Source organism: Companilactobacillus farciminis KCTC 3681 = DSM 20184 (genome assembly GCF_002706745.1).
Taxonomy (GTDB): domain Bacteria; phylum Bacillota; class Bacilli; order Lactobacillales; family Lactobacillaceae; genus Companilactobacillus; species Companilactobacillus farciminis.
Genome location: NZ_CP017702.1, coordinates 503,861 through 530,245 on the forward strand (window position 1 = coordinate 503,861; position 26,385 = coordinate 530,245).

The 26,385-nt window shown below is 37.7% G+C and carries 27 protein-coding genes; 16 read left to right on the top strand and 11 right to left on the bottom strand.

Annotation, left to right across the window (positions count from 1 at the left end):
- Nucleotides 1-150 precede the first annotated feature (150 nt).
- Both LF20184_RS02375 and LF20184_RS02380 read left to right on the top strand, forming a co-directional pair.
- Nucleotides 151-1,896: a DUF262 domain-containing protein gene (locus LF20184_RS02375; protein WP_010020929.1), complete on the top strand. Its 1,746-nt coding sequence runs from the start codon at nt 151-153 to the stop codon at nt 1,894-1,896.
- Between the two features lie 110 nt (nt 1,897-2,006).
- Nucleotides 2,007-2,561 (top strand): TetR/AcrR family transcriptional regulator, encoded by a 555-nt coding sequence (locus LF20184_RS02380; protein WP_010020928.1) that lies wholly within the window; start codon nt 2,007-2,009, stop codon nt 2,559-2,561.
- Nucleotides 2,562-2,585: 24 nt separating this feature from the next.
- Here LF20184_RS02380 and LF20184_RS02385 read toward each other — a convergent pair whose 3' ends face one another.
- The 4 genes from LF20184_RS02385 to LF20184_RS02400 all read right to left on the bottom strand — a co-directional run bounded on the left by LF20184_RS02385 (nt 2,586) and on the right by LF20184_RS02400 (nt 6,013).
- On the bottom strand, nt 2,586-3,278 hold the full coding sequence (locus tag LF20184_RS02385) for a M57 family metalloprotease (protein WP_010020927.1): 693 nt from the start codon (nt 3,276-3,278) through the stop codon (nt 2,586-2,588).
- A 70-nt stretch (nt 3,279-3,348) separates the two neighbouring features.
- Entirely contained in the window at nt 3,349-4,677 is a 1,329-nt protein-coding gene (locus tag LF20184_RS02390; protein ID WP_010020926.1) for a glycosyltransferase family 2 protein, read from the bottom strand.
- A 9-nt stretch (nt 4,678-4,686) separates the two neighbouring features.
- On the bottom strand, nt 4,687-5,199 hold the full coding sequence (locus LF20184_RS02395) for a hypothetical protein (protein ID WP_010020925.1): 513 nt from the start codon (nt 5,197-5,199) through the stop codon (nt 4,687-4,689).
- Nucleotides 5,186-6,013 carry an EAL domain-containing protein gene (locus tag LF20184_RS02400; RefSeq protein ID WP_010020923.1) on the bottom strand — a complete coding sequence of 276 codons (828 nt, stop codon included), beginning with the start codon at nt 6,011-6,013 and terminating at the stop codon, nt 5,186-5,188. The genes LF20184_RS02395 and LF20184_RS02400 overlap by 14 nt, the downstream gene beginning before the upstream one ends.
- 250 nt (nt 6,014-6,263) lie before the next feature.
- Between LF20184_RS02400 and LF20184_RS02405 the strand changes: the two genes are divergently transcribed.
- Together LF20184_RS02405 and LF20184_RS02410 are read left to right on the top strand one after the other, a co-directional pair.
- On the top strand, nt 6,264-8,228 hold the full coding sequence (locus tag LF20184_RS02405; RefSeq protein WP_010020921.1) for a PTS sugar transporter subunit IIABC: 1,965 nt from the start codon (nt 6,264-6,266) through the stop codon (nt 8,226-8,228).
- Nucleotides 8,229-8,245: 17 nt separating this feature from the next.
- Nucleotides 8,246-9,070 carry an alpha/beta hydrolase gene (locus tag LF20184_RS02410; RefSeq protein ID WP_010020920.1) on the top strand — a complete coding sequence of 275 codons (825 nt, stop codon included), beginning with the start codon at nt 8,246-8,248 and terminating at the stop codon, nt 9,068-9,070.
- Between the two features lie 176 nt (nt 9,071-9,246).
- On the opposite strand, the gene LF20184_RS02415 is transcribed toward LF20184_RS02410, so the two are convergent.
- Together LF20184_RS02415 and LF20184_RS02420 are read right to left on the bottom strand one after the other, a co-directional pair.
- A complete protein-coding gene (locus LF20184_RS02415) occupies nt 9,247-10,647 on the bottom strand; it encodes a 6-phospho-beta-glucosidase (RefSeq protein ID WP_010020919.1) in 1,401 nt (466 codons plus the stop codon).
- 81 nt (nt 10,648-10,728) lie between these two features.
- Nucleotides 10,729-11,685, bottom strand: coding sequence for a LacI family DNA-binding transcriptional regulator (locus LF20184_RS02420; protein ID WP_010020918.1), 957 nt, complete (start codon nt 11,683-11,685; stop codon nt 10,729-10,731).
- 243 nt (nt 11,686-11,928) lie between these two features.
- Between LF20184_RS02420 and LF20184_RS02425 the strand changes: the two genes are divergently transcribed.
- From LF20184_RS02425 to LF20184_RS02435, 3 genes are all read left to right on the top strand, one after another.
- Complete coding sequence (locus tag LF20184_RS02425; protein ID WP_010020917.1) at nt 11,929-12,849, top strand: DMT family transporter; 921 nt, start codon at nt 11,929-11,931, stop codon at nt 12,847-12,849.
- 91 nt (nt 12,850-12,940) lie between these two features.
- Nucleotides 12,941-13,714, top strand: coding sequence for a DNA-processing protein DprA (locus LF20184_RS02430; RefSeq protein ID WP_010020916.1), 774 nt, complete (start codon nt 12,941-12,943; stop codon nt 13,712-13,714).
- 156 nt (nt 13,715-13,870) lie between these two features.
- Nucleotides 13,871-14,743 (top strand): DMT family transporter, encoded by an 873-nt coding sequence (locus LF20184_RS02435; RefSeq protein ID WP_010020914.1) that lies wholly within the window; start codon nt 13,871-13,873, stop codon nt 14,741-14,743.
- Nucleotides 14,744-15,074: 331 nt separating this feature from the next.
- Here LF20184_RS02435 and budA read toward each other — a convergent pair whose 3' ends face one another.
- Both budA and alsS read right to left on the bottom strand, forming a co-directional pair.
- A complete protein-coding gene (budA, locus tag LF20184_RS02440; protein WP_010020912.1) occupies nt 15,075-15,782 on the bottom strand; it encodes an acetolactate decarboxylase in 708 nt (235 codons plus the stop codon).
- A 17-nt stretch (nt 15,783-15,799) separates the two neighbouring features.
- Nucleotides 15,800-17,479, bottom strand: coding sequence for an acetolactate synthase AlsS (gene alsS / locus LF20184_RS02445; RefSeq protein ID WP_010020911.1), 1,680 nt, complete (start codon nt 17,477-17,479; stop codon nt 15,800-15,802).
- 103 nt (nt 17,480-17,582) lie between these two features.
- On the opposite strand from alsS, the gene LF20184_RS02450 reads away from it, so the two are divergent.
- Nucleotides 17,583-18,008: a MarR family winged helix-turn-helix transcriptional regulator gene (locus tag LF20184_RS02450; protein ID WP_010020910.1), complete on the top strand. Its 426-nt coding sequence runs from the start codon at nt 17,583-17,585 to the stop codon at nt 18,006-18,008.
- Nucleotides 18,009-18,060: 52 nt separating this feature from the next.
- On the opposite strand, the gene LF20184_RS02455 is transcribed toward LF20184_RS02450, so the two are convergent.
- Together LF20184_RS02455 and LF20184_RS12660 are read right to left on the bottom strand one after the other, a co-directional pair.
- On the bottom strand, nt 18,061-18,732 hold the full coding sequence (locus LF20184_RS02455) for a metal-dependent transcriptional regulator (protein ID WP_010020909.1): 672 nt from the start codon (nt 18,730-18,732) through the stop codon (nt 18,061-18,063).
- A 66-nt stretch (nt 18,733-18,798) separates the two neighbouring features.
- The gene (locus tag LF20184_RS12660) at nt 18,799-18,948 is read right to left on the bottom strand and encodes a hypothetical protein (RefSeq protein WP_010020908.1); all 150 of its coding nucleotides are present in this window, start codon (nt 18,946-18,948) and stop codon (nt 18,799-18,801) included.
- Nucleotides 18,949-19,362: 414 nt separating this feature from the next.
- Between LF20184_RS12660 and LF20184_RS02460 the strand changes: the two genes are divergently transcribed.
- Entirely contained in the window at nt 19,363-19,803 is a 441-nt protein-coding gene (locus LF20184_RS02460; RefSeq protein ID WP_010020907.1) for a universal stress protein, read from the top strand.
- A gap of 36 nt (nt 19,804-19,839) precedes the next feature.
- Nucleotides 19,840-21,495, top strand: a complete 1,656-nt coding sequence (locus LF20184_RS02465) for an Nramp family divalent metal transporter (protein ID WP_010020906.1) — start codon at nt 19,840-19,842, stop codon at nt 21,493-21,495.
- A gap of 43 nt (nt 21,496-21,538) precedes the next feature.
- Here LF20184_RS02465 and LF20184_RS02470 read toward each other — a convergent pair whose 3' ends face one another.
- Nucleotides 21,539-21,949, bottom strand: coding sequence for a peptide deformylase (locus LF20184_RS02470; protein WP_010020904.1), 411 nt, complete (start codon nt 21,947-21,949; stop codon nt 21,539-21,541).
- A 71-nt stretch (nt 21,950-22,020) separates the two neighbouring features.
- On the opposite strand from LF20184_RS02470, the gene LF20184_RS02475 reads away from it, so the two are divergent.
- The 6 genes from LF20184_RS02475 (at nt 22,021) to LF20184_RS02500 (ending at nt 26,383) form a co-directional block, all read left to right on the top strand.
- Complete coding sequence (locus LF20184_RS02475; RefSeq protein ID WP_010020903.1) at nt 22,021-22,830, top strand: glycosyltransferase family 8 protein; 810 nt, start codon at nt 22,021-22,023, stop codon at nt 22,828-22,830.
- Nucleotides 22,831-22,902: 72 nt separating this feature from the next.
- Nucleotides 22,903-23,235 (top strand): HicB domain-containing protein, encoded by a 333-nt coding sequence (locus LF20184_RS02480; RefSeq protein ID WP_010020902.1) that lies wholly within the window; start codon nt 22,903-22,905, stop codon nt 23,233-23,235.
- A gap of 10 nt (nt 23,236-23,245) precedes the next feature.
- The gene (locus LF20184_RS02485) at nt 23,246-24,067 is read left to right on the top strand and encodes an SPFH domain-containing protein (protein WP_010020901.1); all 822 of its coding nucleotides are present in this window, start codon (nt 23,246-23,248) and stop codon (nt 24,065-24,067) included.
- Nucleotides 24,068-24,216: 149 nt separating this feature from the next.
- Nucleotides 24,217-24,753, top strand: a complete 537-nt coding sequence (locus LF20184_RS02490; protein ID WP_010020900.1) for a phenolic acid decarboxylase — start codon at nt 24,217-24,219, stop codon at nt 24,751-24,753.
- Nucleotides 24,754-24,804: 51 nt separating this feature from the next.
- The gene (locus LF20184_RS02495) at nt 24,805-25,314 is read left to right on the top strand and encodes a PadR family transcriptional regulator (RefSeq protein ID WP_010020898.1); all 510 of its coding nucleotides are present in this window, start codon (nt 24,805-24,807) and stop codon (nt 25,312-25,314) included.
- A 292-nt stretch (nt 25,315-25,606) separates the two neighbouring features.
- Nucleotides 25,607-26,383 carry a YveK family protein gene (locus tag LF20184_RS02500; protein ID WP_010020897.1) on the top strand — a complete coding sequence of 259 codons (777 nt, stop codon included), beginning with the start codon at nt 25,607-25,609 and terminating at the stop codon, nt 26,381-26,383.
- Nucleotides 26,384-26,385: the final 2 nt, after the last annotated feature.

Here is a 26,385-nt window from a genome sequence, read left to right on the forward strand (position 1 = left end):
ATAAATTACCGTGTTTTCTCAATTAGCGATTTTTATAAATTACAGAAATAATCCTTTATTCAATAATGATATTGATCGTTAATTTGTTTATCGTTATAGTAAATATATGTAGCTTTTATAAATTAAATGTCTAAGGGGAAAGTAATTATCATGAGTACATTAGTCGATATACCAATGCCATCAAGATTTAGAATTGGAGAACTATTTCAAAACAACAACTTCATGGTGCCACTTTATCAGAGAAATTATGCTTGGCAAAACAGTGAAATCGTTGATTTTTGGGAGGACTTGTTAGATTTAGTTGAAGACAAAAGAAACAGTCACTTTTTTGGCCAAATTGTAACCTATAAAAACGAATCCGGCAGTCAAGAAATAATCGATGGTCAGCAACGTTTGACGACTAGTACTATTTTCATGGCAGCCATTCGTGATATTGCCCAAAAGATGTACGATGATAATTTCAAGGGTTCACAAGATGAATCAAACCTAGAGCTTGGCGATTCTTTGCGTGACATCAAACGTGAGGTAAATAAGACTATCCGTGGTATGAACGGAGAAGAATCGTCCTTAATGGTCCAACAAAATTCTAAGAATCAAGAACAAAACGTTCAAACATTTTTCTTTGCTTTGACACATTCTGATATCAAGGTTCGTGATGAAAAGACTAATTCTGAACCTAAGAAAAATATGCAACACGCTTATAAGGATATTACTCAATGGATCAATTCTTATTTGAAGCAATATAAACAATTGAATGAGAGAATCGCTAAATTACAATTGATTTTTGAGTCATTTTTCAGCAACTTTTACATCGTTATGATTTCAGCTCCTAGTAGAAAGGATGCTTTCACTATTTTTGAAACTTTGAATAGTCGTGGTAAAGATTTGATGGCGTCTGATATTATCAAGAATCACTTGATGTCATTGATGGGCGAAGATATTCAAGAAGGTAATGAGAAGTGGAACAAACTGACTGAAAAATTGGACAATAACAGCAATCGTATTACTCGTTTCATTAGAACTTACTGGGCTTCGAAGAAACGTATCGTGCCTGAATCTAAGCTTTATCGAGAAGTCAGTGCGGAGGTCAACAACCTCAATGAAGCACAAGTCTTCTTGGATGATTTGGATAAATTAGTTGATTTGTATACTGTTTTGGAATCGCCAACTAGTCCCAAAGCTAATTATGATTTCTTCGCGAATAAACAAGTTACCCAAGGCATCGATATTTTGAATCGTTTGAACGTTAAATTGTATTATCCAATCGTTATGGCGATGTATTATAACAATTACAGTCAAGATGGAATGTTGAAAGTAATTACGAAGATAACTTCAGTATTCATTCGTCATCGCACAATTATCAATGATGGTACGAATAAATTAGAGACTGGCTTTTCAGATATTGCTCGTAAGATTTGGAACTTAGAATTGAAGAATATTGAAGATATCAATTTGGAACTCAATAAGAAACTTTTGCCATCTTCAGAAGCTACTAAGGCTAGTTTTACAGTATTGAAGAAGTCTGGAGGTCAACGTGGCGCAAAAAAGTGGACGTTGGTCTACCTCTTGTCAGAACTTTATGGAACCGAATATGGGGACTTCGAAGACGGTTATTATAGCAGTGTCTTCAATGATGATGACTATCGTCTAGTTCAAATTAGTTTAGATCCAGAAATTGGTGATCATCGTGAATTCGTTGGCAATTGGGTATTGATTGAAAAGAGTTTGAGTAAAAATGAATTCAAAAATGAGGCTGAATTAGCTGACAAATTGACTAGATCAAAACTTTCAGGAAATAAAAAACTTGCTCAAGTATTGAACTCAGGCAAGTGGTCAAAAGAAAATATTATTAAACGCCAAAATAGCTTTGCTGATGATGCAACAGTAATTTGGTAATTCATGGGTCTGTAGAGAAATCTACAGGCTTTTTTGTTTCAATTTAAAATACTTGTCGAACCCACAATACCCGATTAAGCTTGATGTGAATTTTCATGTGGAGGTGCGCTATGAATTCGAAAACATTATCCAAAGAAAAAATTATCAAAGCTGCAATTGAACTGATCAATAATCAAGAAAATTTAACGTTTACTAAATTGAGTCGCAAATTAGGCACTAGGTCGCAGGCTCTTTATAATTATTTTCCAGATGTAATGGCCGTAAAAATTAGTGTAGCAGTTAGTTTTTATCAAGATTTAGCCGTTCGTTTGAAGGCTGACTTATTGGGCTTATCTGGAAAACAAGCCATCGTGACTTTTTGCAATGTTGGGGTGGAATATGCTTTGAGCAAGTATCGTATTACGCAACAAGTTATTAGTCTACCGGCAGGACAACTTGATAATCAAGAATTGGAACAAAATGCTTTAGAAATTCAAATGATTGTCTTAGGCCTAATTAAGAGAATTGAAATTGATCCAAAAAGGCAATTAGTTTTGGCTAGGATGTTGGTTAACTTAATTATTGGGGAAATCGTTCATGTTGGCAATCATCGTTTTAATAACAAATTGATTTCTCCACGAGATAGTTTTGAAGTGATGTTGAAGTTAATCCTTGAAGGATACTAAAAAAGCCACCAATGACAAGGTGACTTACTTGTCGTAAATACTACGTAATCCATTTAAATCGGCCTCAGATAATTGATAGACACCTTGATCGACAGGATACATAACTGAATTGGTGTAAGAACTGTGAGCTAAGCCCAAAGCGTGACCCAATTCATGCATAGCAACGGATTTCTTGACTGACAAAGTTGGATAGGTCAGATTCAATCCCGCTCGACTAGTGTTGATAGCATAGTCGTTTAATTGTAGAGCAGAAGGTCCACCATTTCCTAATTCAACTGAACTAGACATGACATTCTCGATTTTTTTATGGTAAACGAAGAAAGTCACACTGTTTTGATCAGAATCGGCTTTGCCCGGAACTAGATTGACGATGCCAGTTTTGTTGTATTGTTCTACGGCATATTCAAATACTTGACGTGCTGATTGGGGAACATTGTCTTTGAAGTGGTAATAGTAAGTTTTGGCAGTCGTCATACCTTGAAGCGGTTCTTCAGTAGGAGTAGTAGCTTTGCCAACTTGTTTTTCAGTAGTAGTCTCTCTTTGACCGGATAATTTTTTCTCGATATTAGCTTTAATTAAATAAACGTATGGTTGGATTTGGTTGTTCGCTGATTGAAGTTCACTTTTAACTTGCGGAACAATCTGGGGCTTGATTTGAACGACAGCAAAAATACCAGCCAAAACAATCAACCAAGCAATCCATGAATTTTTCCTCATTGTTTCTCCTTAAAATTCATTCTGTGTCTACTTATGATAGTTTTTTAGCTATCAAAAGTCCACTATTAGCTTACTTATTGTTCTGCAGAGAACTACGTTTAGGACTAGTCCAAGTTCCTGAACCGAAACCTAGAATCGTTTTGACAGCGGGGATGAAAGTCATCACAACAGTAATCGGATTGATTATCCAGTAAAATAGCATATACAGAGGAGCAAAGAAGGCATATTTGAGTTTGGCACCGTGGTGATCGAGTAGTAAAGCCGTGAATAATTGGAAACAGCCGGCAATCAATTCGAAAGTGACGAAAATAAACGATATGACAAAGGCATGGAAGATTCGTTCAAAATCACCTTGGAAGAAGAACCAGAGCATCGTTATAAAGAATATAACGGAGGTGATAACGAAGAAGAATGACCAAATGATCGAAAGAGATGAATCGATAAACATCGACATTTGATAGCGACGTTTGATGGGATGGAAGAGGAATTTTTTCAAATTAGTCAGCCAAACTTCAGTCCCACCTTGAGCCCAGCGCTTACGTTGTTTGTATAGTTGGGAGATTGATTCAGGTACATTCATGTGAAAGACGATGTTCGGAGCAAACCTTGGAACTGCCCCAATTGTCTGATGATCCCAAGCAATACTAATATCTTCAGTGGCCCGATCTTGTCGAAAGCCACCCACGTCAATCAAGAAATCCTTCTTATACAAAGTATTGGCACCACTGTAGGCGTACATGGAATCATTGATAGAAGTTTGGCTACGTTTAATAGTTCCAACAATACTGGAAAATTCAACGGTTTGAGATTTTCCAAGCATCGTACTGCGATTTTGCACGTCCATATTGGCAGTGACAGCGGAAGTATTCATATCACGGTTGTGGATAAAGAAGTTCATGTATTTCATCAAAGCATCGGGTTCAGGAATCGTGTCAGCATCGTTACTCAAAATGTATTCACCTTTAGCAAAGTGCATACCGATGTTGAAGGCGTGCGCTTTACCTTTGTTTTTAACAATATTGATGACTCGTAATTTTGGATAAGTTAGTTGTAGACGTTCGAGAATTTCTTGAGTCGTATCTGTCGAACCATCATTAGTGACGAGGACCTCAAAATTTTGATAATTCAGTTCATTAAATAGGTAAGTAATAGTTTCTTTTATAACCACTTCTTCGTTGTGAGCTGGTATCATAATAGTGATCATCGGCTGTTTATTTGGCGGAATATTTTCCCAGTTGTCGTCGTACTTGTTCTTCTTTAAGAAACGATAGCATAACGCTCCACTGAACCAAAAGAATGAGCCGATGATAGGATATAGACATAGAATCAACAGGCAAATATTGATAATCGTGCCTAAAGTAGTTGAGCCAGCAATGTGGTCAATAAATATATTTTTCATCTTTTTCTCCTAATCGACATCATCGAGATCTTTTTTGGCATAGAGCTCTTGGATTTGATGTGTTTCTAAATTCTGTTCTGGTTTAACTGTATAGCTACGGACGTTTTCACGAAATTCTTTTGGTCCGAAACGTTTGTCGATAAAATCATCAATTGTCTTCTTACGTTCTTTTTGATTGATAGGGTTAAAAGTTGGCCACTGTTCAACGATTCGGTCACGTTTGCGATTTTGAATGATAGTCATGCTGACAGCAAATATCAGAGTCATGACCCAGGCAAAAATCAAAATGATACCAATAAATTTGATTTCGTAAATTCCTTCGTGATAAGCCCACAAATGTGGTACTCGTGGGTCAAAACTAGCCCAAAAGGCTAAGACCGTTATAACGATTGGAATGATAACTGCCAGCCAACCGATGGTAGCAATCAAGACTTGGCGAATCTTTAATAACCAGTGACCCGATTCAAAGAATTTATCCGTATAAAGCTGTTGTTTATCTTTTTGCTGTTTATCTGTTTCCATGTTCTTCTTCCTGCTTAGTTTTGATTGGATTTACGGGATGACCGAAAAGATAGCCTTGACGAGTAGGGATGTTCAACTGTTCAGCTAAAGCCTCGTCTTCTTCGTTTTCAATTCCCATCAAAACTAAATTGATGTTGTGTTCTTTAGAAATACGATTCCAAGATTGTAGATTGAGATCAAGCCAAACACTAGGGTCATCTTTGCGAAAACTCCTCATTGAACATTTGATATTGTCGACAAAAGGCAACATCCACTCAATTGCTTTTAGATTAGCCATTTCTGAACCAACGTTGTCGATACTGAATTGCATATTGTAGTTTCTAGCTTCACGAATACGTTCTTCAAAGAGATGTTTCTTGTGAAACTTTTTGATGTTTCCCGGCGAAAACTCAATCGACAACTTCATCGGTTCAATTTTTGAAATGGCCCAGCGAACGAAGTATTGGAAGTCACGGCTGATGATCTGATTGTATTCTAAGTTGATTGATAAAACGTAAGGTTCAGTCGGTAAAGCTTTGAAAGTATCTTCTAATAAAAAGACCACCCGTTGTAACGGCAATGAATCTAGTTGCTTTGGTAAAGTCCAAGAGTTGTCTGGCTGTTGTTGCCGCAAGAGACATTCATAGCCAACTGTTTTATCGTGATAGTCCACTTGACGCTGAATGAAGTAGCGCAAATGGAAATTTTTATTTTCTAGATAATTATTATTGGTTTTTCGAGACCGCCAATAAAAAATGGCTATCGTTATACCAAAGACAATAATTGTCGCGATAACTAGCCACAGTAAGGTTAACTCAAATTCTAAAAAGCTCATCATATACACCCACATGTAATTTTATAAATCTAATTATAACCCACGGTGATAGTATAAATCGTATTCATTTAATATGAAAAATTACTTGATATTTTAGTTAAAACAAATATTTGATAGCAATTATTCAGCAATCATTCTCAAAAAAATTAGTTAAATAGAAATTTGTTCGAATAAATATTGACGAGCAACATGTTTGAACATATAATGTAAGCGTAAACAAAGTAGTTATTTCAAAAAAGGGATGAACGTTATGAACAAGCAAGCACTGATTTCTATCACAGCACCAGCCAGTGGGAAACTTCTAACGCTGTCAAAAGTACCCGATCCGGTCTTTTCACAAGGGTTGATGGGACAAGGATTCGCGATTGAACCTAATTCTTCAGATATCGTCGCACCAGTATCAGGGACGGTAACTTTGGTTTCAGATACGAAGCATGCTTTTGGTATCAAGACAAATGATGGGGCAGATATCTTAGTACATTTGGGTATCGATACCGTGGAATTGAAGGGCGCACCATTTGAAGTCTTGATTAAGCAAGGGGATATTGTGACTAGCGGCCAATCAGTCGTTAAGATGAATCTGAAGATGATTCAAGATGCTGGCAAAAGTACCACGGTGATTTTAGCAGTAACTAATAGTAATGATATTTTAAATGATTTAATGATTACAGGAACATCGGAAGTAAAAGGTGGTCAGATTGTTGCTGTAATGAATGTCAAAGAAACTGAGAACCAAACTACCACAAAATCAGGCAATAAATACGATCAGTTGGCAACCGAAATCATCAAAAATGTTGGTGGGGCAGAAAACATCAATAGTTTGATCCACTGTATTACTCGATTACGTTTTTACTTAAAGGATGAATCTAAGGCTAATACAGCAGTTATCGAGAATCTCGATGGTGTTATCACAGTTGCCAAAGCCGGTGGACAATATCAAGTCGTCATCGGTCAAGCGGTCGTAGATGTTTATGACGCTGTTATTAAACAAATTGGACCAGGTTTTACTAACGATGCCGCTACTGCTGAAGCTGTGGCACAGACAACTAAGGATGCCAAGAAGGTACATGGAGTTTGGCCAAATGTAAAACAAGGCGTAAATAATTTTATCGGTGTTTTGACCGCTTCAATGATTCCAATTATTGGTATCTTAGCAGGTTCAGGTATTTTAAAGGGAATCTTAGCAGCTTTAACAGGTTTCAAAGTTTTATCAGCAACTAGTGGTACTTACGTAATTTTAAATGCGGTCGGTGATGCAACATTCTACTTCTTGCCAGTCGTTTTAGGATTTACAGCTGCTAAAAAATTAGGCTCTGATCCAATCGTGTTGGGAATTGTCGGTGGGATTTTAATTTATCCACAGATTGTTACTTTAGCTGGTAAAGCTAGTACAGCCAGTACTAATTTCTTAGGTGTACCGACAACTTTAGTATCTTATGTTTCTTCAGTCTTTCCAATCATCGTAGCTGCCTGGTTGGGTAAATATGTCGAAAAGTTTTTGAAGAAAATAATTCCAACTTATTTGAGAAGTGTCTTCGTACCAATTTTAGAAGCTTTAATTTTGAGTTTAGTAATCTTTATCGGTGTAGGACCAATCGTTACCGTTATTAGTAAAGGTTTGTCTGCTGGTTTAGTTTCAATTTATAACTTCAGTCCAGCCTTATCTGGTTTGATTCTTGGTGGACTTTATCAAACGATGGTTATCTTTGGACTTCATTGGGGATTAATTCCAATCGTTATCAACGATATCGCTACTAATGGTCACAGTTATATCAATTCAATTCTTTCCATAACGATGGTTGCTCAAGGTGGCGCTGTTCTAGCAGTTTTTTTGAAGACTAAGAACAAGAAGTTGAAGGAAATGTCTTTAGCAGCAGCTATTTCGGCCTTTTGTGGCGTTACAGAACCAGCACTTTATGGTGTTAACTTGAAATATAAGCGAGTATTCGTTGTTGCAAGTATCGCCAGTGCTATCGGTGGTGCTTTGACTGGATTCTTGAGAGTTGATAATTATGCCTTATCAGGTGCCTTGATTGGATTCCCAGCTTTCATCACACCAGGAGTTGGTATCGGCAGCAATTTCTATGGATATTTAATTTCACACTACGCAACATTGTTAATTTCCGTTGTACTTGTCTATCTATTTGGCTATACTGATAAAATGCTGGCAAAAAGAAATGACCCAATGAACGTAGAAAACGTCAAAGTGGCATAGCAAGGGAGATTATAAGAATGGAAGCAAAAAAATACAATCTTGAAGTCTCCAATCATGATTTTACTGTTAAAAGTTATTGGCTTGATCAAGTAGAAGATTTCAACCAAACAGTCGATTATCCAATCGTAGTAATTTGTCCGGGTGGAGGATTTACCTTCCATTCGGCTCGTGAAGAAGAACCAGTAGCGTTACGTTTCAATTCCTTTGGGATGCACGCTGTAGTCCTAGAGTACAAATTGATTGACCAAGAAACGGTCTATCCAACAGCGTTACAAGAATTAGCAAAAACGATTGACTGGATCAACAAGCAACCAGCATCACGACACATTGATAAAAAGCGCATCATCTTAGCTGGATTTTCCGCTGGTGGTAACTTAGTAGCGACTTATAACGGCATTGGCACGGATGAAAAGCTTCGTCAAAAATACCAAATCGACCATTTAACTGGCGAACATGCCGGAATCATCTTGGGTTATCCCGCAATTGATTTAACAGTCAAAGGTAGTTTTCCTAATGACGATAAGGTTTTGCATGAAATCAGTAATGATCCGACCTTTTGGAAAGCTCAAGATTTGTTGAATAAGAATTCTAAACCAGCCTTTGTTTGGCAGACGAGAACCGATGAATTGGTCAACGTTATCAATTCTTTGACTTATGTTGAGAAGATGACTCAACTAGGTTTGGAAGCTGAATATCACATGTTTGGCTCCGGCATTCATGGATTAGTCTTTGGTACATATGTCACACAAAAACCAGGCAAGGATAAGTATTTAAATGCTTGGACTTCTAAATGGATCGAATTAGCTTTAAATTGGCTTCAAATGATGAAACTATTAGGTTAAAAAAAATCCCAATTCTCAAATTGATGAGAGTTGGGATTTTTGCTTAGTAACAAACAAATAAATGAGGTATCTTCTTATAGCCACGATAGCCCGTCTTTTTGACTAAGGCTCAGTGGTTCTTCTTCGGTACGACTATATAATAAAATATGGGATGGGTCCCAGGTCAAGAGATTTCTTTAAATTTGTCCAATGTGTTCGTCAATTGTGGCAGCAACTTGGTCATGAACAGTCACACCTTGGCCTTCAAGTTCTTTGATTTTGTCGGCAAACTGTGGCAAATATTTCTTATTGGCAACGAGCATTTCATCCAACAAGTCTTTGGCAGCTTGACCACTAGGAATCAATGGATTCATGATAAAGGCTTGTAAAGCTAGACCATAGTCACCAGTTACAGCGGCTTCATCGATAACCAATTCCATATTCTTCATTAATTGGATCCAGCCACGTTCAGCAGGTTGGAAGTGACCGAATGTCAATGGCAAAGCACCAGAAGCAGTGATGATTGAAGAAACTTCAACCGTATGGTCGGATGGTAAGTCTGGCAATGCACCACGGTTCAAAGTAGAAACGACCATGTGAGTCTTCTTGTCACCATAAATTGAGGCGATGGCTTCACAGGCAGCATCAGAATAATGAGCTCCACCACGTTCGGCTAATTGCTTTGGTTTATGGTCGAGATTTGGATCTTGATAGAGAGTAAACAATTCATGTTCGATGCGCATAACTTCTTGAGCACGAGTCTTATTTTGATCGAATTCTTCAAGACTGTGGTTGAGCATTTCTGTTTGACGATAGTAGTAACGGTGATAGCCACAAGGAATCATCTTCATTTGGTTGAGCTGTTCACGGAAGAATTTCACATCGAAGATATTCTTAGGTAGACCAGTTTCTGAACCGTCGTACATTTTATTGATGATGTCCATAGTAACTTCTTTACCGGAGTTGTCCCAGACTCTGTGCCAGTGGAAGTGATCGATTCCGGCAAATTTGTAAGTTAAGTCTTTTAGTTCTTTACCAATTGTGGCTGGTTCGTTCATCATTGCCATTACGGGAACGTTGCAAAGACCGATGACTTTATCCCACTTCCCATATTGTTGGATGGCTTCAGTAATCATTCCACTAGGATTAGTAAAGTTGATCAACCAAGCATCTGGACAAAGTTCTTTCATATCCTTAACAATATCCAAAATTATAGGCACCGTTCGAAAAGCTTTGAAGATTCCTCCGGCACCGTTAGTTTCTTGACCTAGCAAACCATAGCTACCGGGGATTCTTTCATCTTTGACACGGGCTTCTAGTAGTCCCACTCTAAATTGGGTCGAAACGAAATCGGCATCTTTCAAGGCTTCACGACGGTCCAAAGTTAGATGAACTTCCCAATCAAGTCCGGCAGCTTTGACCATTCTCTTAGCCATGTTACCGACGATATTGAGTTTCTTTTCACCTTCAGGAATATCAACTAGCCAAATTTCTTTGATAGGCAATTGATCTTGACGCTTGATATAACCTTCAATTAACTCGGGAGTGTAGCTGGAACCTCCACCAATAGTGACCATTTTGAGTGCGTTACGTGACATGTTTTCTTCCTCCAATTGATATGAATTTTTCTACAATTAGAGCATACATTGTGGGATTAATCCCATAGCAAGCACTTTTTTCTAATCAGCGTCAATCCATTGAGGTGTCTGCTTTTCGAACGGTAATTGTTGGTCATTTAATTCGTTATAAAGGTAAATAAAAGCGTTATGAGCTTGGTTTCTAAAGCACAGATCAATCGTAGGTATGTTCATCAATTTGGCAATTTCACTATTATCGCTGCCAACGACTAGACAATCTTGTGGAACTTTAACGTGGTGCTTTCGTAACGACGCTATGAATTCAGCTGCTACAAAATCGGCGAAGAAAACCATAGCTTCAGGGCGTTCTTTAGCGTGTAGCCATTTATCAGCCGCATCAGCTCCAGCATTGTGTTGTCCGTGATAGAACAGTTGATAGTCTTGATTGCTGTCGGGATGTTTTAATTTGAAATCATCAATAGCTTTGACCCGGGCTCTCGTATTGGCGTTACGCAAGCTGGATAAAACATGACCCACACGCTTATATCCTAGACCGTCCAGATGGTTCAAAACATCAGTATAGACAGGGTAATGATCGATATAATTAGAATAAATATGTGCATGTTCGACTCGTTGCCAAGTGGAAATTGGTCCAAAGTCAGCGTAAGAACTGATTGTATCCCAAGAATTGATCCTAGTTAAAATAAAGACGGCATCTAGTGCTCTAGTAGTTAGTAAACGTAAAGTTTTCAATTCATTTTTAGCATTTTGGGTGAAGTAGACGTTAACGTTATAACCATACTTAGCGGCAATTTTAGTGAATGAATTAATAAAATCTCCAACCAAGGGGAAGTAATCGCTGACTAAGAAACCAATGGTTTTGGTCTGCTTCTGCCGTAAGTTTTTGGCGACTTGATTAGGGATGTAATTGAGTTCGTGCATGGCATTCAAAATAATCTTTCTTTTTTCTTCACTGACGTAGCCGTTGCCACTGACGACCCGAGAAATTGTTGACTTCGAAATACCAGTTTTTTTGGCTAAATCGTAAATAGTTGTCATTCAAAAACTCCTTTCGCTTTTAGTATTAATTAAATAATAATGGACTTTTTGAGTAAATTATACATTGAAAACGTTTACTCCGTCAGAGCGGTTGTTTTATTATCTCGCATTGTTATACTGATGTCGTTAACCATAAGGAAGGTGAATATTTATCGTTAATTGACAGCAGTAATATTTCGGCTATTCGCGAGGGTAGCGTAGCAATGAATTCAAATGAAATCAAAGCGAAGGGAAATATTACTCATGAAGTCCAAAAGGATTCTCGGATCCGTCTTTTTAACCATTGCTTCAATTATTTGGGGAGCAATGTTCGTAGTTGTAAAAATTATTGTCGATGAGGTACATCCAATTCAATTAGTTTGGTTGGAATACTTAATCGCCTTAGTATTCTTGATTGCCTATTCAATCATGAAGAGAGAGAAATGGCATATCAATTGGTCTGATTTAAAATTAATTTTTTGGATTGGAATAATCGGAAATACAATTTCTTTAGTTGCCCAGGAAATGGGTACCGGGTTGTCTAATGCCCAAACTGGTTCAGTCATCACATCAACTATTCCAGCATTTATGATCATCTTCGGTTGGTTGATACTGAAAGAGAAATTAGATAAGGTTAAGATTTTCTCCGTTGTCATCGCTATCTTAGGGGTAGTCATGATCGTCGGATTAAAGATGTCCGGAACAAATGTTATCTTAGGAGTTTTGCTCCTAGTTCTCGACTCAATCGCTTGGGCCTTGATGTCTGTCTTGGTCAAGAAAGTAAAGACGTACAGTTCTTTACAAATTACTATTATGTCAACAGTAGTAGCGGTAGTTGCTCTGACACCATTTATCTTGAGTGATATGTCATCACTTACAAGTATTAATTTCTTAGATCCAAAGGTAATTTGGAGTTTACTTTACATCGGTGCAGTTTCAACAGCTGTGGCTTATGTTATGTGGAACCGTGGATTACAAATCGTTAGTGCCGGTTCATCTGGTTTGTTCTACTTGATTCAACCAATCGTTGGTTCATTCTTAGGTTGGTTATTGCTCGGCGAACAAATTTCAGTCGGCTTCGTTATCGGTTCAGCAATGATTTTGGCTAGTGTCTGGATATCAGTTAAATATGACGGCTCTTCTAATGAAGAAACGCAATTGGCTAGTGCCGGAAACAGCATTTAAAAATTAAATATAAAATATTAGGCAAATCCATTTGGGTTTGTCTTTTTTAGTGCGTAATTTATTTTTAGAAGCATTCAGAAAGGACAAACTCATGCCGCCACTAACAAAGCTGATCTTAATTTTATTGCAGATACCTTACGTTGGACCGATTACCGTTTTGAACTTTTTGGCAACGGGAATCGATCCGACAACAGTACTTAGTAACAAGGGGAAAACTTTTCCAAAACAGATTCCTAACCAACTATGGGACGAGTACGCAATAAAAGCTCAAAAACAATGGAATTTAGCGCAAGAATTAGGAATAACTGTCATCAACTATCAAGACACAGCTTATCCACAGCGCCTATTAATTTTAGACAACTTTCCACCCATAATTTATGTCAAAGGTAACCAGAACCTTTTGAACCGACCGAAACTAACGGCTATTATTGGAACTAGAGAACCACAGTCAATTACAGTCAAACGTGGTCAGAGACTGACTAAATATTTAGTATCAAGAGATCACGTTATTGTGGCCGGCTTGGCATTAGGGTGTGACACAATTGCCCACAAGACTTGTTTACAAAATCATGGTCAGACGATTGCTGTTTTGGCTCACGGTTTAGCTCAACAAATTTATCCACCAGAGAATGGGGAATTAGCTCAAGAAATCATTAAAAGTGGTGGTTTGTTAGTAACAACTTATCCACCGATGACGAAGGTAGCTCCATATCGATTAGCTGAAAGAGATCGGTGGCAGAGTGGTTTGAGTGATAAAGTCATCGTCTTAGAAACCAACGAAAACAGTGGTACTAACATCACTATCGAATACGCCTTAAAACAAAAACGAGAGGTAATAATACTTAAAAATCAAATAAATAATTAGACTTACAAAATGTCTTATAACTGTAATATTAGAAATGAACTATTGCCAAAATAAAATGCTATAATCTGATTCTAGTAAAGGTTTCCTTGAGGATATTTAAAGAAATTCCCACTGAGATTTGCGAGAGGAATCCAGTGAAAAAAGGAAAATAGCATTATGAATAATAAGTTAGTTGGTTCAATTCTACTTAGTGTGGCAGCCTGTATTTGGGGTGGAACTTTCGTCGCGGTCAAAGTCATCGTTGGCCAAATCCATCCACTACAATTAGTTTGGTTACGCTATGCTGTGGCAATAGTCTTTTTGATTGGTTTTTCAATCATAAAACGAGAAAAGTGGAATTTTCATGCAAAGGACTTGAAGTGGTTTATTCCCATCGGACTGACTGGCTATGCAGTTTCTTTAGTGGCACAGGAGACTGGAACCTGGTTTTCCAGTGCTCAAACTGGTGCAGTCGTGACTTCTTCAACGCCGACGTTTATGGTAATTTTTGCTTGGTTACTATTAAAAGAGAAGTTAACTAAGGTCAAAATTATGTCTTTAGTCATGGCAACTTTAGGCGTGATTATGATTGTCGGAATTCACTTGAGTGGCAAACATATTTTAACCGGAGTATTTTTCTTGATCGTGTCGGCTTTAACTTGGTCGTTGATGTCGGTCATGATCCAAAAGCTCCCTAATTATTCAGCACTTCAGATTACTATTATTTCGGCCTCGATAGCCTTGTTGTGTTTGACACCATTTGTTATCAACGATGCAGCCGACTTCACGTCAATCAATTTCTTCAATCCAAAAATCATGCTTTGCTTGTTTTACGTGGGAGCAGTCTCAACCGCAGCTGCTTTTGTAATGTGGAACAAAGGTTTAACGATGGTCAGCACTAGTGTTTCGGGACTGTTTTATTTATTGCAGCCAATAGTTGGAACTCTGTTAGGTTGGTTGTTATTGGGTGAAGGTATTACGGTTGGTTTTGTTATTGGATCGATTTTGATTTTAGGCAGTGTTTTTGTGTCGATTAGATTTGCGGAATGATTGATAATTTTTTTAAATGAAAATGTATTATAATTTTAAAATTACAGTTGCTTAGAATAAAAGAAGGGGTTATTCTTTAGGAAACGAAGGATTACATTTTTAAGTTGATAAAATAAGTGATATTCTAATTTTAGAATGTTGATATATCAGTCTTTTCTTAGCGTGTTCCCTATATACATAGGGATGATTCTGATACAGTTCATGATGTCATGCAATCCAGTTCGTGTTCCCCATATACATGGGGATGATTTGAATCTAGATTCAATAGTTCAAAAATAAAAACGAGATGATAACTCCAATTACTGGAATTTGTCATCTCGTTTTTTTAATATCATTCAGCGTTATGAATTTCTCCTAAAATATCCCAATCAGAGAAGTCATAGTTCATAAAATCCTTATTATGAATTGGCAAGTGTTGTTCCAAAGTATCGAATTGTTGAATTTCAACGTTACCAGTAGCGCCACCGAATCCTAATACGTGACCGCCAAAGTCATGCGCATCGGATAAGAAATGGTGATGGAAACCGCCAACTGCTGCACCGTCAAAGATTTGAGGGGAGTAGTAGCTCAAGAGTGTTCCTTCAACTGATTCGCGTAAGAAAATACTTTGATCCTCAGCTGTCTTTCCCAAAGTAGCGTAAGGTTTATGAGATTTCTTAACAGCGCGAGTTTTGATATTAGTGAAAGTACCGTGAACTTTAATGGAATAAAAAGTATTGGCCGAAGTCATAGCACCGATTTTTTTGTCCAATTCGGCTTGCGATAGTTCTTCGATATCAGTCAAACGTTTGTATTCAGCGAAGTGGCTGTTGGCAAATGGTAAAGTAAAATCATCATTAACGACATTGACGTTGCCTTCGTGATCGACTTGATAAGGCACACCGTCCAAAATTATTAATTCACCGTCAAGTCCTTCGCCAGTACCGATACCAGTGTCACCGTGTTTTAATAGTTCTTTCATCGTAATTGTACCGTCTAATAATCCCGGAACTAACAAAGCTAATGTACCGTGTTGATAAAGTGTATGTGTTTTTGACATAATAGTACCTCGTATTTTTAATTCAAGACGTCGTCAACCAACTTGGAAGCTAGTTTGATGTTGTCAGAGTAATCCACAGGGATGTGCAAAACGACTGGTCCCTTAGTAGCGAAAGCTTTGGCTAACATTGGTTCTAGGTCATCGGTTCTTTCGACACGCATACCAGTAGCACCGAAGCTTTCAGCGTATTTGACGAAATCAACGGGTCCTAATTTGACACCGGAGTCGTGACCGTATTTGGCAATTTCTTGGAAACGGACCATATCGTAATATCCGTCGTCCCAAACTAGTTGCACGATGTTGAGATTTAAACGGACGGCTGTTTCTAGTTCTTGTCCAGAGAAGAGGAAGCCACCATCGCCAGCAACGGAAACGATAGGTTGTTCAGGACGTTCCAAAGCTGCTGCAATCGCCCAAGGAAGAGCAACTCCAAGTGTTTGCATACCATTACTGAATAATAGGTGTCTAGGCTTATAACTTCTGAAATGACGTGCCATCCAAATGTATAAACTACCAACATCAACTGTTACGGTCGTGTCATCGTTAACTTGGTTTTGCAAAGCGTGGATAATAGCTAGAGGGTGGATACCATTTTTGTCGGAATGATTTTCGGGAATGGCATCTTTTTTGGTAAATTTCTCTTGTTGGTCAGCTAAATGTTGATGCATCTTTTCACCTAGATCAATATCTTCAGGCAATTGTTCACTAATTTCGTCCAAAGTTTTAGCGATGTCAGCTTGAACAATCAAGTCTGGTTGGTAATCGTTAGTGATTTCTGGGGCGATGCTATCGAGGTTGATGATTTCACCAGTGCGGCCGACGTTCCAATTACGAGCTTCATATTCGACTGGATCGTAACCGATGGCGATGATTAAGTCACTTTCCTTCAAAATAGTGTCACCGATTTGGTTTCTGAATAAACCGACACGGCCGTAATAGTTCTTTTCAAGATCACGAGAAATGACCCCGGCACCTTGGAAAGTTTCGACAACGGGAATTGAGAACTTGTGCAAGAATTTGTGGATCTTATGAGTAACTTCATTAGTAGAAGAACGCATACCAGCTAGGATTACTGGCAACTTAGCGTTTTTGATTTTTTCAATAATTTCATTAACAGTATCTTGGTCAGCACTGCCTTGTTCAACTGGTGAAAGGCTCTTGATAGTTTTGCGTGTGACGTCGTCGTTTAGGACATCTTGGGGGATTGAGATAAAAGTAGCTCCGGCTTTAGCTGCAGTAGCTGTTTGGTAAGCGTTTGCAAAAGACTCCGAAAGATTGTTGGCATCTTGAACTTCGACACTATCCTTAGTAGCCGCAGATAAAAGCTCTTTACTTGAGATGCTTTGGTGCGTTAATCTAGCAATATCGTTTCGTGGCACTTGACCACCTATAGCAACGACCGGATCCCCTTCAGAAGTTGCTGTGATCAAACCAGTAGCCAAGTTAGAAACACCAGGTCCAGAAGTAGTAGCGACAACGCCAGGTTTACCAGTCAAACGTCCGATACCAGCAGCCATGAAAGCCGCATTTTGTTCGTGACGAGTGATGATTAGTTTAGGAGTTTTGGAATTATCGTTATGTTCGAGATTTTCGAATAGTTGGTCAATCTTGGCACCAGGCAATCCAAAGACGTATTTAACATCTTGGTTGATCATACTTTGAATCAAAGCTTGAGCACCATTAGGTTGTTTTGTCATTATATCTAGCCTCTTTTTCTAATTTCTATTATCATATAGATAAAAATTAAAACATTCGTGTTGATTTGTCAACACAGAAAACTTTTCAGTGGAGTGAAAGTAAATGAAAAACATTGGATATTTAGCACAAGATATTTCTATCTTACATAGACAATATTACAAGGATACGAGGGAAAAGTTCAACCAAATCAACTTAAATCCGACCGCCGCTTGTATTTTGTTAGCCGTCAGCGATTATGAAAATATTAGCCAAAATCAAGTTGCCAGATCTTTAGTCATCGACAAAGGTTTAGCCACTAGAGAAATTAATAAAATGGAAAAACTCAATTACTTAACTAAATCAGATGGAGCAGGCAAGACGAAGATTTTGAATTTGACCGAAACTGGCAACAAGGTCGTCGATACGGTTCAACATATCCGCAGTCAATGGTGGGAAGACCGCTTTGCTAAATCCGGCATCACTCCTGACAGTCCACTAGTTTCTTCCATTGAAGCCGTAGTTTCTACTATTATTGACCCAATAGAATAATAAAACCAAAAAAAGAGCGTTTGACAACGCGTGATGTAAAAATCATGTGTCCTCAAACGCTCTTTTCCATTGCTGTGACTTTATCAACTCTAATCATCTTAGTGATGTTCTTGGGTAAAATCTGCTTGATATTATTGCGTAAGTTCAAAACTACCATTGAGTGGTCGTAGTCATTGATATTTAAAATTTGAATCTGGTCGCCTAGTTTGATGTCGATATTTCCAAGAATTTGGAAGAGATAGTTGTCCTCAGAAAAGTTGATGATTTTCCAAATTTTATCAGAAGTACTCTGTTTGGAGAGCAGGGTCTCCTCAGAAAACTCGGGAATAGGGCAGTTGATTGGAATAATATTCCCGTGTGGGCAAGTCTTTGGATAGTCTAAATAAATATTTAAGCGCTCAATTACTAATGGATCAGGACGTTCGCACAATTGAGTTGCCTTCTCATACACTTGACTTAGTGGAATGTCGAGTTTCTCAAATAACCAAATTTCTAGGAGACTGTGCTGTTGAATCAATGGTATAACTGCGTTCAAGCCCTTTTTGGTCAATTTGGTTCCATAGTATTTTGTATATTTAACCAAGCCTAACTTTGCTAAATGCTGCGTTCGATCAGAGATAGAAGCCTTGCTAACATTAGCTTTGACGGCGAGGTCGATGTTGTTCACATTTTGAAAACTGCCGCCTAATTCGAAGATCAAACGTAGGAAATTTAGATCATTCATTTTTGTTCACCACTTTTTTGAATTTGGGATGTTACAAATATTCTAAAAATAAATAACAATATAATCCTATTTGAATAATTGATTATCTACTAATAATAAATTAGTAAAAACTCCGGAATACATGCCTATCAAGAGTTCAGAAGTGATCCAATTGTGTGTTTGGAATTTTTGATTATTAATAGTAGATAGTTTATTAGTGTGGTTTAGATAAGTCATATTAACCCCCATAAGTATTTTGATACAGTAAATAATTAGTTAATCCTAATAAAATCAAGACTAAATTATAAAAAAGTCAATAACTATACCATATGTATATAGATTTATTTGTAAAACAGTATAAAATTACTATAAATCTTATCCCGAACGCTTTTAATATAACATAATTGTTTTGAACAAAATAGTTAAGCAGGGGGTAAAATTTTCTTGATATACCTCATAATAATCTCTCAAACTATTGGTAATAAAGAAAGTAACCGTTTTCTGAAAGATTCTGAAAAATATAAAATTTAGATATTTTTTATTAGGTGACCTTAAAAAATAGTTTACAACGAATTAAATTGGGGTAGAATGGGTTTTGGAAAGACGAGCAGGACTGCTTGTTTTAAGAAAAATGTATTGGAGGACAAACCAATGTCGAATCAAAACAACACTTTTGAACGTGTTTTGGTTGGTGTCGACGATTCAGCCGATGCCCAATTAGCATTTAGATATGCGATGCACCGTTGTATCAAGGACGGTTCAACGTTGATCATTACTTCTATTTTGGAAAATAATGAGATGAATGTTTACCAAGCACTTACGAAAGACTACGTTCACGGCGAACGCAAGGAATTAGAAGCACATATGCAGGAATATCGCAAGGTTGCTTTGGATGCTGGAGTTAAGAACGTTGAACTCATGGTAGCCGAAGGAGATCCTGGTGAGACTATCGTTAAGGATGTTATTCCTTCGTGTGATGCTGATCTTTTAGTTATCGGGTCACTTTCCAAAAAGGGGATCAAGAAGTACTTCGGTTCACAAGCTGCCTACATGGCAAAACATGCACCGATTTCAGTAATGATCATTCGTTAAAAATTATAAAGAAATCATAATAAGGGGAGATTAATCATGGCTGAAAAGCATAAATTAATCGAATACGCAAACGGTCCTTCTCTACAAGAGATTAATGGAACCGTCGATGTACCAAGAGACAAGGGCTTTTTCAAAACTTTGTTCGCATACTCAGGTCCAGGGGCACTAGTTGCTGTTGGATACATGGATCCAGGTAACTGGTCAACATCAATTACCGGTGGTCAAAATTTCCAATACCTATTAATGTCAGTTATTCTAATGTCTAGTTTAATTGCCATGTTACTGCAATATATGGCTGCTAAACTAGGAATTGTGAGTAAGATGGATCTAGCGCAAGCTATTCGTGCTAGAACTAGTAGATCACTGGGAATCGTTTTATGGATTCTAACCGAGTTAGCCATTATGGCGACTGATATTGCCGAAGTTATCGGTGGTGCCATCGCCTTGTACTTATTATTTAATATTCCATTAGTAATTGCCGTATTTATCACTGTTGGTGATGTTTTGGTATTACTACTATTAACAAAGATTGGTTTCAGAAAAATCGAAGCTATCGTTGTATGTTTAATTCTTGTTATTTTATTCGTTTTCGTTTATCAAGTTGCACTATCAAATCCTGATTGGGGTGGCGTATTTGCTGGCTTGATCCCAACTGGTAAGACTTTCTCAACAAGCCCATCAATCGGTGGTCAAACACCATTAACAGGTGCTCTAGGTATCATTGGTGCTACTGTTATGCCTCACAACTTGTACCTACACTCAGCTATTTCACAAACTAGAAAAGTTAACCATGCTGATGAAAAATCAGTTGCTCAAAATGTTCGTTTCTCAGCTTGGGATTCAAATATTCAATTAACAGCTGCTTTCTTCGTTAATGCTTTACTACTTATCATGGGTGTTGCCGTATTCAAGAGTGGTGCTGTTAAAGATCCATCATTCTTCGGTTTGTACCAAGCTCTATCTGATACATCAACTTTGAGTAATGGTGTTTTGATTGCCGTTGCTAAGTCAGGTGTACTTTCAACATTGTTCGCTGTTGCTTTGCTTGCTTCAGGTCAAAACTCAACTATTACTGGTACTTTGACTGGACAAGTTATCATGGAAGGTTTCGTTCACATGAGAATGCCTCTATGGTTACGTCGTTTGGTTACACGTTTGATTTCAGTTATCCCTGTTCTTATCTGTGTTATGTTAACAAGTGGTAAGAGTGTAATTGATGAGCACGAAGCCTTGAACACATTGATGAACAACTCACAAGTCTTCTTGGCCTTCGCACTTCCATTCTCAATGTTGCCACTACTATTGATGACAGATAGTGCTACAGAAATGGGTAACAAATTCAAGAATGCTCCTTGGATCAAGGGATTCGGTTGGTTATCAGTTATCGCTTTGACATTCTTGAACCTTTACGGTCTACCAGGTCAAATCCAAGCCTTCTATGGAGATAACCCAACAGGTGCACAAACTATGCAAGCTAATATCATTGCTTACGTATTGATTGCTGCTGTTCTAGCACTATTGATTTGGACAATTATCGACATGCACAAAGGTAACGAAAGACTTAAGAACGTTTTGGCAAAAGAAGATGTTACATCAACTTATGAACATCTAGCTAAGATGTCAGCTTCAGCCGGTTCAGAAGAAGAATTCGACAAAGAAGCTACTGCTGAAAGAAATTCAGAACAAAGATAAAAAATGTAAACAAAAAGACGACTCAATGAAGTCGCCTTTTTTGTTATATCAAGATTCCATCGCAGTGGTCGATCTCATGCTGAATAATTTGAGCCACGAAATTACTGAATTCCTGTGTATGAGTTTGGAAATTGCTATCCAAATATTTAACTTTTATCCTATTATAACGACTAGTCTTGCGTTGCCCAACTAATGAAAGACAACCTTCCTCAGTCTCATATTTGCCAGATTTACTAATAATAGTAGGATTTATCATCGGAACGTTCATCATGCCCATAGAAAAGACGATGATACGTTTATTGACGCCAATCATGTTAGCTGCCATGCCGACACAATCCTTGGAGTTAGCTTTTAAGGTATCTAGTAAGTCAGTCACGATGCTTTGGTCAGCTTTGGTTGCTAGTTCAGCTTTTTGAGCTAGAAAAGTTGTATCGTGGTTAATTGATTTTATCATTTGTGTGCCTCTGTCTCGTTTGATAATTATTAGTATAATAGAAATAACTAGGATTGCACAGGAGGGGAAGTATGAATTTATTATTTGCGATTGATGACAACGTGACGCAACAATTAATGACGACTTTGTACTCAATCAAACAAAATTCTACTATTGATAAATATTCAGTTTACGTGATTCAAGACAAGAGATTGCAGGAAACTGACAGGATCAAGCAATTTTGCCAAAAGCTAGGGATGCACTATCATCCGGTTATTATCAAAGATGACCAATTCGATCAGGCACCAACGACTGACCGCTATCCTAAGACGATTTATTATCGTTTGTTGGCTTATAAGTACCTGCCTAAAAATATCAAAAAGATTCTCTATTTGGATGTCGATATTTTGGTGATCAATGACTTGAAGCCTCTGTATAACTTGGATTTGAAAGATTATTGGTATGCGGCCGCCAGCCACGTTTCTTTAGATGTGACCGACAACTTGAATAAATTAAGACTAGGGAATTATGAAACAGAAAGTTACTACAATTCAGGTGTCATGTTGATGGATTTGGAAGCTATCCGAAAAAATGTCAAAGCTCAAGATATTTTTGATTACATTAATAAAAAAGGGCGGACGTTATTTTTGCCTGATCAAGATATTCTCAATGGCTTGTACGGCCAAAATATTATGATGATACCAGATGAAATTTACAATTATGATGCCAGAATGAATCCACTGTATTTTGCCAAGAGTAATGGTAAGTGGGATATCGACTGGGTAATCGATCATACAGTGATTTTGCATTTCTGTGGTCGGGACAAACCTTGGAAGCTAGATTACAAAGAACGCTATTCAGGATTATATAAGCATTATCAACACAAAGCCGAATCGATTTAGGTTCGGCCTTTTTTTACACTATGTCAATATCATTGTGATATCACTTTGATATTGGAGTGATATAATAAAGTTATGGCAGATAAAATGATAGCATTGCGATTAGATAAGGATTTGTACGAACGGATCACGGAAGATGCTAACCGTGAAAATCGCAGTGTGAACAACTATATTGTCACCAAACTTAGTGAAGCAGTACCAACTAACAACCTCGAGCAGCGCCAAATAGTAGGGTCAGTCGTTGGGGGCGACAAGATCAATATGGCAAACGACTTGATTGAGGTCAAAGGTATTTACTATCGCTATGATTTGTTGGCAAACGATTCCGTTAATAGCAAGAAGAGTTATCAAGTCATCAAAGCAAATGGCAATATTTTAACAATTCAAGAACTAAAATCAGAAAAGTAGGCGAAAATATATGTTTGGGTTAAAAGTAGTCCGTCAAAATCATGTTGGTTTGGTGGAAACGTTAGGGAAGTACAGTCGAGAAGTCAGAGCAGGATTAAATTTTTACATTCCTATCTTTCAAAAGGTCAGAATCGTCGATTTGGCAATGATTCCGTTGGCTTTGCAAGGTTATTCAGTTATTACCAAAGATAACGCTGAAGTGCAGACTAACGTAACTTTGAATTATCACGTGACTGATGCGAGAAAGTTCGAATACGAGAATAGCAATTCAGTTGAGTCAATGATCCAATTAGTCCGTGGTCACTTGCGTGATATCATCGGTAAGATTGACTTGAATGAAGCTCTAGGTTCCACTTCAAAAATCAACGCTGACTTGGCTAATGCAATCGGGGATTTGACCAACACTTATGGAATCAAAGTCGACCGTGTCAATATCGATGAATTGAAGCCTTCCGCATCCATCACCGAATCAATGGAGAAACAAATCAGAGCTGACCGTGAAAAGACCGCTGCAATCGCCAAAGCAAATGGTGAAGCTAGAAGTATTGAGATCGAGACCAAAGCTAGAAATGACGCCACGGTTTCGACTGCTAAAGCTGAAGCTGCTGCCACGATTGCTAGAGCCGATGCCAAAGCTTATGAGATTAAGAAATTGAATGATATGTTGGCTTCAGTTGATAATAAGTACTTCACAGCGCAACAAATTCAAGCCTTTTCCGAATTGGCTAAGTCACCAACCAATACCGTTGTGATGAGTAAAGATGAGATTGGGAAGTATTCTGATATTCCTGTGACAGCACAAGTTATGAATCAGATGGCTAATGATAAGTAATAAATATAGGATCAAGTCTAGGTAGCTCACGAGCCCTAGGCTATTTTTTTTGCAATCATATTCAAAACAAATCCTTGACTACGTGTCATTAACGACATATACTATTAAATGTCGATAACGACATACAAGAAACAAGGAGAACCATAAATATGACAAAAACATTTAAAACTTTAGAAGACTTTTTAGGAACACATTTTATTTACACTTACGATAACGGTTGGGAATACGAATGGTATGCCAAAAACGACCACACTGTTGACTACCGTATTCATGGCGGCATGGTTGGTGGCCGTTGGGTAACTGATCAAGAAGCTGACATCGTGATGCTTACAGAAGGTATCTACAAAATTTCTTGGACAGAACCTACTGGTACAGACGTTGCTTTGGACTTCATGCCTAACGAAAAGAAACTTCACGGAACAATCTTCTTCCCTAAGTGGGTCCAAGAACACCCGGAAATTACCGTTACTTACCAAAATGAACACATCGACTTAATGGAAGAATCACGTGAAAAGTACGAAACATATCCTAAGATGGTCGTTCCCGAATTTGCCAACATCACATACATGGGCGATGCTGGACAAAACAACGAAGATGTTATTAGTGAAGCACCTTACAAGAGCTTGCCAGACGACATTAGAAATGGCAAATACTTTGACGAAAACTACCGTCGTATCAATAAATAGCGTGTTAGAATGATATACAGAGTTGTATATCATTTTTTTGTGGAGAAAATTATGCCGAAGAAACGAATTTTACCATACGTATTATTAGGATTGATCAACAATAAGAAGAGGTTGTCAGGATATCAAATCAGCCAAGAGTTCAAACATGAAGTTGGCGATTTTTGGCATGCCTCACACAGTCAGATTTATCCAGAACTCGCTCGAATGAAAGAAGACAACTGGGTCACTGACGAAGAAGAGGGCAAGGCTACTTATTATACGTTGACGACAACGGGTCACGAAGTATTGCGCAATTGGATGCGAGAACCACTCGATGGCAATGAAGAATTGTTCTCATTAAAGCTATATTTTATAAATGATGCGACTGATCCATTGTTGAAAGAATTGTTGGAACAAGAATTGAAGCTCAAACAAGATAAATATGAATACTTACAAGGGCGATTGAGAAAGGTTTTCACAGACAAAGAAGAAATTAAAGCAAATTTTGGCCATTATTTGATTTTAACGCGGGCTATCGAACGTGAAAAAAATCATATCGAATGGTTGAAAAATAGATTGTAAAGAGTTCATCAAATGATTGATGGGCTTTTTTTTATAAAATTTTGCTGTTTAGTATAGGAATTTATGTTTAAATAAGGAATGTGTGGAATAATTAGTAGGATGCCTATTCCAATTGTTAATATTTTTATGATTTCTAATATTTTCCTTCATAGAATAAAATTTCAAACTGCCATTGTTAGGAATTGCCAAGAAGACTATACTTTTTATATAACAAATATTAGGCACAAAATACAAAATATATATCTTAGTATATATGGTATGAAGGATTTATTTACATTTTTCGGAGGATATAGTGGGATCAGAACAAACTATTAGTATGCTACAAATTTGGGGCATATTGCGTAAACATTTTCGTGCAATTTTAGGAACTACCATCGTTGTCTTTGCGGCTTCGGTGTTCGTAACTTTCTTCGTTATGACGCCTAAGTACAGTGCAACGACTGAGATTTTGGTCAATCGTAAACTTTCAGCTGACATGCAAGGGGCACAATTTCAACAAGTTCAAGCTGATGTACAGATGATCAGTACTTACAAGGACATCATTACTAGTCCAACTGTTTTGAAGAGTGTTAATAAGGAAATCAAGCAATATCCAGGCTATCCTGGTTCAATTGGTGCTTTGAAAGATTCCTTATCAATCAGTAATTCTCAAAACTCACAAGTATTCTCAGTGACAGCTAAGTCAGAAGACCCAGGAACAGCGGCCGCAATCGCTAATTCCACAGCTAAAGTTTTCAAGAAAAAAGTCGTTAAGATTATGAGTATCAACAACGTCTCAATCGTCTCTGATGCGGCAGTCAATCACAAGCCCGTCAGTCCGAGAAAGACTTTGAACCTCTTAGCAGGAATCGTCTTAGGATTACTACTTGGAATCGCCTTAGCCTTTATTCGTGAAATTACGGATAAGACAGTTACAACAGAAGACTTTTTGACTGGCGATTTAGGATTAACTAGTTTAGGGATAGTTAATGAAATCGACCAAAAAGATATTGAAAAGACTGCTGAAACTAGAAGAATTCGTGCAAAAACTACTCGTGGCAACAATTCAGAAAGTCACAGAAGGGTCTAGGT